The organism is Pseudomonas sp. FG35 (assembly GCF_057809295.1).
Genome location: NZ_JBMDJR010000008.1, coordinates 315,393 through 322,887 on the forward strand (window position 1 = coordinate 315,393; position 7,495 = coordinate 322,887).

Consider the following 7,495-nt stretch of genomic DNA (forward strand, 5'->3'; position numbering starts at 1 on the left):
TAGCTTCTTTAGTAAAAGGCCCCGCCCTCAAAAGCGGGGCTTTTTTGTGGGCGTCTGTTTTTCCAGGCGCAAAAAAACGCAGCCTGCGAAGGCTGCGATCTTTTTTGTTGTTTACCAGGCGACGCCGAAGCCGGCGGTGTAGCGGGTCTTGCTCAGGTCTGCATCCTCGGTGCCGCTGATGATGTCGCGTTCGGCCTTGAGGTTGAGCGAGGCCCAGTCGGTGACCTTGTAGCGCAGGCCCATTTCCGCATCCAGCGCGTAGTCGGCCACGCCGGACAACGGCTTGCCGACCTCGCCATTGGTGAAGAACTCGACCTTCTTGCCGATCAGGTAGCGGTTGTAGTCCCACTTCATGGCGACCGAATAGAAGTTGTCCTTGCTGCCATCGCGGTACTCGTAATCGGTTCGGTTGAGCAGCGAACCCAGGGAGAACGCTCCCAGTTCATCGTCCCAGAACTGGTAACCCGGACCGGTACCGACCACGCGCTGGCGGGCCAGCTCTTCAATGTGATCACGCTTGTAGTTCAGGCGGCCCTGCCAGAACCATTGATCAGTGAGGAAGCGGTCGAGCGAGTACTCGGCGCGCCAGTTATCGGTGGTGGTCACGTCGTCCTGCACTTCGCGGTTGTATTCGCCTTCGGCGGTATGGCGCCAGCGGCCGTGACGAGCAGTGGTCTTGAAGCCGACATCGTAATCATCGGTATCTTTCTCGGCACGCTGGTAGTCGAGCGCCAGGTCAACGTTGCCCTTCCACACCAGATCCTCGACCACCGGTTTGGGCTTGAGAATCTGCTGAATGCTCGCCAGTTCCACGGTTTTCGGCGCTTCGCCGTTGGCCAGGGTGACCTTGCCGTCTTCGGCGGCGCTCAGCGACTTGGCCTTCTCGCCGTTGTAGGCGTCCTGTTTGACCAGCAACTCCTGATCACTTTCCAGGGTCTTGACCTGCTTCCAGTCGATGGTGACGGCACCGGCGTACTGGGTCTGGACCAGCAACTTGCCGCCGTCGAACAGCGTGATTTTGCCGCTCAGCTTGTCACCGTTCTTCAACCAGACGGTGTCGGCAAGCAAAGGTGTGGACGCACTGAAGACAGCAAGGCACAGCAGGGTTCTGGACAACATAAGCGAATCGAAGACTCAAGTTTGCGAAAAAAGGGTCGGCATTATCCGTAGGAATAATTCCCTGACAAGGAGTGACCCGGCTAATTCTGTTGAGTTCATTTCTCAATTGCCCATCCACCGATTACGCTTACGGCCATAAGGCGATCAAGTTCAGGAACCGCGCACGTGACAGACCCGATGCATGCCTGCGAAAACGATCCGCAAATCCGACGCACGGCACTCTATTCGACCCTCGCCCAAGTGCCCGAGGGCAAAGTCGTCAGCTATGGTCAGTTGGCCGAACTGGCGGGGTTGGGGCGCGCCGCCCGCTGGGTCGGCCGGACCCTGAGCCAATTGCCCGGCGACACCAAGCTGCCCTGGCACCGCGTACTCGGCGCCGGCGGTCGGATCAGCCTGCCGGCGGGCAGCCCGTCCGGGGACGAACAGCGCGCGCGATTGCGCATGGAGGGCATCACCGTCCTGAACAATCGCGTGGATATTCGGCGCCATGGCTGGCGTCCGGTAGAGCACAGCGGTTAGAGTGCGCGCTTTGTTTTCGCAATCTTGAGGCAGACTTCAGCCCATGCCCCGTAAAACCTGGCGCGCCGCGCTCGCCGCCTATGCCAGTCCTTCGACGCTCGTGCTGTTGTTGCTGGGTTTCGCCGCCGGCCTGCCGTACATGCTGGTGTTCTCGACACTTTCGGTCTGGCTGCGTGAAGCCGGTGTGGCCCGCGAGACGATCGGCTACGCCAGCCTGATCGGTCTGGCCTACGCCTTCAAATGGGTCTGGTCGCCCCTGCTCGACCAATGGCGCCTGCCGTTGCTCGGCAAGCTGGGTCGTCGCCGTTCGTGGCTGGTACTTTCACAAACGCTGGTGATCCTCGGTCTGATCGGCATGGGCTTTTGCGACCCGCAAAAACACCTGTCCTGGCTGATCGCTATCGCGGTGGTGGTTGCATTCGCCTCCGCCACTCAGGATATCGCCGTCGACGCCTATCGCCTGGAAATCGCCGAAGACAGCCGTCAGGCCGCGCTGGCCGCCAGCTATATGTCCGGCTATCGGATCGCCGCCCTGCTCGCGACCGCGGGTGCGCTGTTCTTCGCCGAGGGCTTCGGCTCTACAGGATTCAAGTACCAGCATTCGGCCTGGACCGGCACCTACGTGCTGTTCGGCGCCCTGATGGTCCCTGCCCTGCTCACCACTCTGCTGATGCGCGAGCCGCCGGTGCCGTTGCGCACCCAGTTGCAGGCGGGGCGTTACACCTTCATGCATCAGTTGATGTCAGTGTTCGTGCTGATCATTTTGCTGGTGTCTGTGCCAGCAATGTTTACCCAGCTCTACAACACCGATTTCGCCAGCGTGCTGTTTGGTGACATGAGTCCGCTGGACCTGCTGCTGGAAGACCGGGCGTTCCTGCGTGCCATTCTCTACACCACGCTGACCTGCCTGTGCCTCTCGGCCATGGGTCGCCGTGGCCTGGCGCCGGTACTGACACCGGTCAACGACTTCATCCTGCGCTACCGCTGGCAGGCACTGCTGCTGCTGGGCCTGATCGCTACCTATCGGATGTCCGATACGGTGATGGGCGTGATGGCCAACGTGTTCTACATCGACCAGGGCTTTACCAAGGACCAGATCGCCAGCGTCAGCAAGATCTTCGGCCTGATCATGACACTCGTTGGCGCCGGCATGGGCGGTCTGCTGATCGTGCGCTTCGGCATCCTGCCGATCCTGTTCATCGGCGGTGCCGCGTCGGCGGGTACCAATCTGCTGTTCCTGATGCTCGCCGACATGGGCCCGAACCTGCAGATGCTGGTGGTGACGATCTCCCTCGACAACTTCAGCTCGGGCCTGGCCACCTCGGCGTTCGTCGCCTACCTGTCGAGCCTGACCAACCTGAAATTCTCCGCCACCCAGTACGCCCTGCTGAGCTCGATCATGCTCCTGCTGCCACGCCTGATCGGCGGCTACTCCGGGGTGATGGTGGAAAAATTCGGATATCACAACTTCTTCCTGATCACCGCGCTGCTCGGCGTTCCGACCCTGGTGCTGATCGCCCTGCACTGGTTCCAGGAAAGCCGCCGAGAAGGCCCGACGCCGACGCCGGAACCCGCACCGACCTCCGTCGTGGAAGAATCGTAAGACATCTCGCACCCGGCGAGAGGGTTCGCGCCGGGGCTGCACTTCTGTACGTCGGCGGATCTCGCCGTTACACTGCTCCGTCATTTCCAGTCATAGCAACCGACAACGGCCAACCATGCGCACCAGTCAATTTTTGCTCGCCACACAGAAAGAAACGCCTTCCGACGCGGTCGTGATCAGCCACCAGCTGATGCTGCGCGCCGGCATGATCCGCAAACTCGCCTCGGGCCTGTACACCTGGCTGCCGATGGGCTTGCGAGTGATGCGCAAGGTGGAAGCCATCGTTCGCGAAGAAATGGACGCCGCCGGCTCTCTGGAAGTGTTGATGCCGAGCACCCAACCGGCCGAGCTGTGGCAGGAATCGGGGCGCTGGGAAGAATACGGCCCAGAACTGCTGCGCATCAAAGACCGCCACGGTCGTGATTTCTGCGCGGGCCCGACCCACGAAGAAGTGATCACCGATCTGATGCGCAACGAGTTGAGCAGCTATAAACAGCTGCCGATCAACCTGTACCAGATCCAGACCAAATTCCGTGACGAAATCCGTCCACGCTTCGGCCTGATGCGCGGTCGCGAATTCATCATGAAGGACTCCTACTCGTTCCATGCGGATCAGGCGTCGCTGCAGATCACTTATGACCGCATGCACGAAGCGTACTGCAACATCTTCACCCGCCTGGGTCTGAAATTCCGTCCGGTGGAAGCCGACAACGGTTCGATCGGTGGCGCCGGTTCCCACGAATTCCACGTGCTGGCCGAGTCCGGCGAAGACGATATCGTCTTCAGCAACGGCTCCGAGTATGCGGCGAACATCGAGAAAGCCGAAGCCGTGCCGCGTGAAACCTCGCGCGCCGCGCCAAGCGAAGAGCTGCGTCTGGTCGACACGCCAGACACCAAGACCATCGCGGCCCTGGTGGAGAAATTCAATCTGCCGATTGAAAAGACCATCAAGACCCTGATCGTGCACGCCGAAGAAGAAGGCAAGCTGATCGCCCTGATCATCCGTGGCGACCACGAGCTGAACGAAATCAAGGCTGCCAACCAGCCAGGCGTTGCCAGCCCGCTGGTCATGGCTTCCGATGCCGAACTGCGTGACGCCATTGGCGCCGGCGCCGGTTCCCTCGGCCCGCTGAACCTGCCGCTGCCGATCATCATCGACCGTTCGGTCGAGCTGATGAGCGACTTCGCCATCGGTGCCAACATCGACGACAAGCACTACTTCGGCGTGAACTGGGAGCGTGATCTGCCGGTTCCGACCGTGGCCGACCTGCGCAACGTCGTGGCCGGCGACCCGAGCCCGGACGGCAAGGGCACCCTGGAAATCAAGCGCGGCATCGAAGTCGGACACATCTTCCAGCTGGGCAACAAGTACAGCAAGGCGATGAAGTGCGAAGTGCTGGGCGAGAACGGCAAGCCGGTGACCCTGGAAATGGGTTGCTACGGTATCGGCGTGTCCCGCGTGGTGGCTGCCGCCATCGAGCAGAACAACGACGAGAACGGCATCATCTGGAGCGACGCCCTGGCACCGTTCCAGATCGCTCTGGTGCCACTGCGCTATGAAACCGAGCTGGTGCGTGAAGCCACCGACAAGCTGTACGCGGAACTGACCGCGGCCGGCTTCGAAGTGCTGCTGGACGACCGCGACAAGAAAACCAGCCCGGGCATCAAGTTCGCGGACATGGAGCTGATCGGCATTCCACACCGGATCGTGGTCAGCGACCGCGGCCTCGCCGAAGGCAACCTGGAATACAAGAGCCGTACCGAAGGCCAGGCGCAAGCGCTGCCGGTTGCCGACGTGCTGTCCTTCCTTCAGGCCCGTATCCGCCGCTGAAACCAGATAGAGACGTCATGTTCAAGCGAAACACCTTAGGCCTCGGTGGTGCCGCCCTGTGCGGCACCCTGCTGGTCAGCGGCTGTGCCAATCACATGTCACAACGCAGCGAGCACGAGGAACGTGTCGAGCGCAAACTGCTCGATCACAGCCTGCAGATCGATGTCGGCGAGCCCAAGGTGCTTGAGCTGCCGCAACGGCGCGTGAAGATCAACGAACAGAAGACTTTCGAAGTCACCGAGTTCGAAGTCACCCGCCATTACGACCGTTACACGCCTTACCAGCCGTGGCGGGAGATCTACGAGATCCCGCTGGGTGCGGTGGCGGTGGTCGGCGGCATCGGCGCGAACGTGGTCAACGTGTTTGCCCTCGGCAATCTGCCCGACAGCGTGACACGGGACTGGCTCAGCTACGGTTTCGCCGGGCTCAACCCGTTCATGAACGTGCAATCCAACGGTCGCGCGCAGCAGAACCTGGCCGGCATCGATGAAGTCCAGCGCGACAAGCGCACGGAGTATTCGAGCCTGCCCTGGAGCGAGCGTCCGGTTCAGGTCAAGGCTGGTAAACAGACCTTCGACATGACCACCGATCGCAACGGCATGCTGCGTCTGAACCTGCTGGACAGCCCGTTCGCCGAAAACGACCTCAATCATGTGGGCAAACTGCAGATCAGCGTCGAAGACGGCAAAGATGACGTGCATTCCGATTCGTCCCTGGCGATCAGCACTCACCTGCGCGGCAAGCTGCTGGAGGCTCACGGGCTGATCTACGACGATCTGGAAGACGACGAAGTGAGCCAGTGGGTGCACCGGGTCAAGCGTCTGTCGGAACTGGGTCTGGAAGAAGAAGCCAGTGAGCTGGAACAAAGCCTGATCGAACTGACCCGCAACGATCCCGAGTTGCAAGCTGAATTCCTCAAGTCCCTGACCCGGGATGCGGGGCGTCTGGTGGCGGATCCGGGGCCGAACTGAATCCCCTGAAAAACTGCCCGAACCTGCTTCGGGCAGTTTTTTGTCCGCTTATCGCTCAAACAACTCCATCTGCTCAAAACCGCCGCGCAAATCTTCGAGCCGCACACCCACCCCCAACAACCGCACCGGCTTACCACCGCGATTGAACGCCTGGGTCAGCATCAACTGGTAACTGCCCAGATCCCGCCCTGCCCCGGCCTGCTCAAGCGTGGTCTGGGTGAAATCGTGAAACTTCACTTTGACGAACGGCTTGCCCGGCCGGTAGCTGCTGTCGATCCGCGCCATGCGGGTTTTCAGGGTTTCCAGTAGTTCCGGAAGCTTGTCGAGGCAGCTGCGCAGATCCGGCAGATCGACATCGTAGGTGTTTTCGACGCTGATCGACTGACGACGACTGTCGTTGTGCACCAACCGCTCATCGATCCCACGGGCCAGACTCCACAAGCGCTCGCCGAAACTGCCGAATTCCCGCACCAGCGCCAGCTTGTCCCACTCGCGCAATTGCAGGCAGTCATTGATACCGAGCTTGCCCAGCTTGTCGGCCGTGACCTTGCCCACCCCGTGCAACTTGCTCACCGGCAGGCCACTGACGAATTCTTCGACCTGATCCGGGGTGATCACGAACAAGCCGTTGGGTTTTCTCCAGTCGCTGGCGATCTTGGCCAGAAACTTGTTCGGCGCCACGCCGGCGGAGACAGTGATGTGCAACTGATTGGAAACCCGACGACGAATATCCTGGGCGATCCGCGTGGCGCTGCCGCCGAAATGCGCGCTGTCCGAGACGTCGAGGTAGGCCTCGTCCAAGGAAAGAGGCTCGATCAGGTCGGTGTAATCGCTGAAGATCGTATGAATTTCCTTCGACGCCTCGCGATAGGCGTCCATTCGCGGCTTGACGATAGTCAGGTCCGGGCACAGCTTCAGGGCGTGTCCGGACGACATCGCCGAGCGAACCCCGTAAGCCCGCGCCTCATAGTTGCAGGTGGCGATCACTCCGCGCCTGTCTGCCGAGCCACCCACCGCCAACGGCTTGCCGGCGAGGCTCGGGTCATCCCGCATCTCGATGGCGGCGTAGAAACAGTCACAGTCGACGTGGATGATTTTTCGCTGAGTCATGACAGAAAAGGAAACATGGCGAGCCGGACCGGCAGTATCTCACTGACACCTGTATATAGCACCAGTGGTAAGAATGTTCTTTTCAGTTTGTAGGAAACGGATTTTGAATTTATTTTCTCAATCGAAAGCCAACCTCCAATAGAGCTGAAACCCTTGCCCTGCCTGACCTGCAGCCCTTGAAAAGACCGTCCGTCAGCGCTAACCGATTGAAGCTGAAGAGGTTTTATCCGAATTGAAGGTTGACACCCCGGCGATCCTCTGTAGAATGCCGCCACACAGACGCGGGATGGAGCAGTCTGGTAGCTCGTCGGGCTCATAACCCGAAGGTCGTCGGTTCAAATC

At 60.5% G+C, this 7,495-nt stretch carries 6 protein-coding genes; 4 read left to right on the forward strand and 2 right to left on the reverse strand.

The window, feature by feature from the left end; genetic code table 11:
- Nucleotides 1-111 precede the first annotated feature (111 nt).
- Complete coding sequence (locus ACODTD_RS18245) at nt 112-1,119, reverse strand: DUF481 domain-containing protein (protein ID WP_011332762.1); 1,008 nt, start codon at nt 1,117-1,119, stop codon at nt 112-114.
- Nucleotides 1,120-1,296: 177 nt separating this feature from the next.
- Here ACODTD_RS18245 and ACODTD_RS18250 point away from each other — a divergent pair, with 177 nt between their 5' ends.
- The 4 genes from ACODTD_RS18250 to ACODTD_RS18265 all read left to right on the forward strand — a co-directional run bounded on the left by ACODTD_RS18250 (nt 1,297) and on the right by ACODTD_RS18265 (nt 6,043).
- Nucleotides 1,297-1,638, forward strand: coding sequence for an MGMT family protein (locus tag ACODTD_RS18250; protein WP_011332761.1), 342 nt, complete (start codon nt 1,297-1,299; stop codon nt 1,636-1,638).
- Nucleotides 1,639-1,681: 43 nt separating this feature from the next.
- Complete coding sequence (locus ACODTD_RS18255) at nt 1,682-3,241, forward strand: AmpG family muropeptide MFS transporter (RefSeq protein ID WP_011332760.1); 1,560 nt, start codon at nt 1,682-1,684, stop codon at nt 3,239-3,241.
- A 115-nt stretch (nt 3,242-3,356) separates the two neighbouring features.
- Complete coding sequence (locus ACODTD_RS18260) at nt 3,357-5,072, forward strand: proline--tRNA ligase (protein ID WP_285356680.1); 1,716 nt, start codon at nt 3,357-3,359, stop codon at nt 5,070-5,072.
- Nucleotides 5,073-5,089: 17 nt separating this feature from the next.
- A complete protein-coding gene (locus tag ACODTD_RS18265) occupies nt 5,090-6,043 on the forward strand; it encodes a hypothetical protein (RefSeq protein WP_489105076.1) in 954 nt (317 codons plus the stop codon).
- Nucleotides 6,044-6,091: 48 nt separating this feature from the next.
- Here the strand turns inward: ACODTD_RS18265 and dinB are convergent, their stop codons facing one another.
- Nucleotides 6,092-7,153: a DNA polymerase IV gene (dinB, locus tag ACODTD_RS18270; protein WP_011332757.1), complete on the reverse strand. Its 1,062-nt coding sequence runs from the start codon at nt 7,151-7,153 to the stop codon at nt 6,092-6,094.
- Nucleotides 7,154-7,495 lie beyond the last annotated feature (342 nt).

What these genes read in the sequence shown, in the direction of transcription:
- ACODTD_RS18245 (WP_011332762.1), bottom strand. Translation starts at nt 1,119, where the DNA reads ATGTTGTCCAGAACCCTGCTGTGCCTTGCTGTCTTCAGTGCGTCCACA.
- ACODTD_RS18250 (WP_011332761.1), top strand. Translation starts at nt 1,297, where the DNA reads ATGCATGCCTGCGAAAACGATCCGCAAATCCGACGCACGGCACTCTAT.
- ACODTD_RS18255 (WP_011332760.1), top strand. Translation starts at nt 1,682, where the DNA reads ATGCCCCGTAAAACCTGGCGCGCCGCGCTCGCCGCCTATGCCAGTCCT.
- ACODTD_RS18260 (WP_285356680.1), top strand. Translation starts at nt 3,357, where the DNA reads ATGCGCACCAGTCAATTTTTGCTCGCCACACAGAAAGAAACGCCTTCC.
- ACODTD_RS18265 (WP_489105076.1), top strand. Translation starts at nt 5,090, where the DNA reads ATGTTCAAGCGAAACACCTTAGGCCTCGGTGGTGCCGCCCTGTGCGGC.
- dinB (WP_011332757.1), bottom strand. Translation starts at nt 7,153, where the DNA reads ATGACTCAGCGAAAAATCATCCACGTCGACTGTGACTGTTTCTACGCC.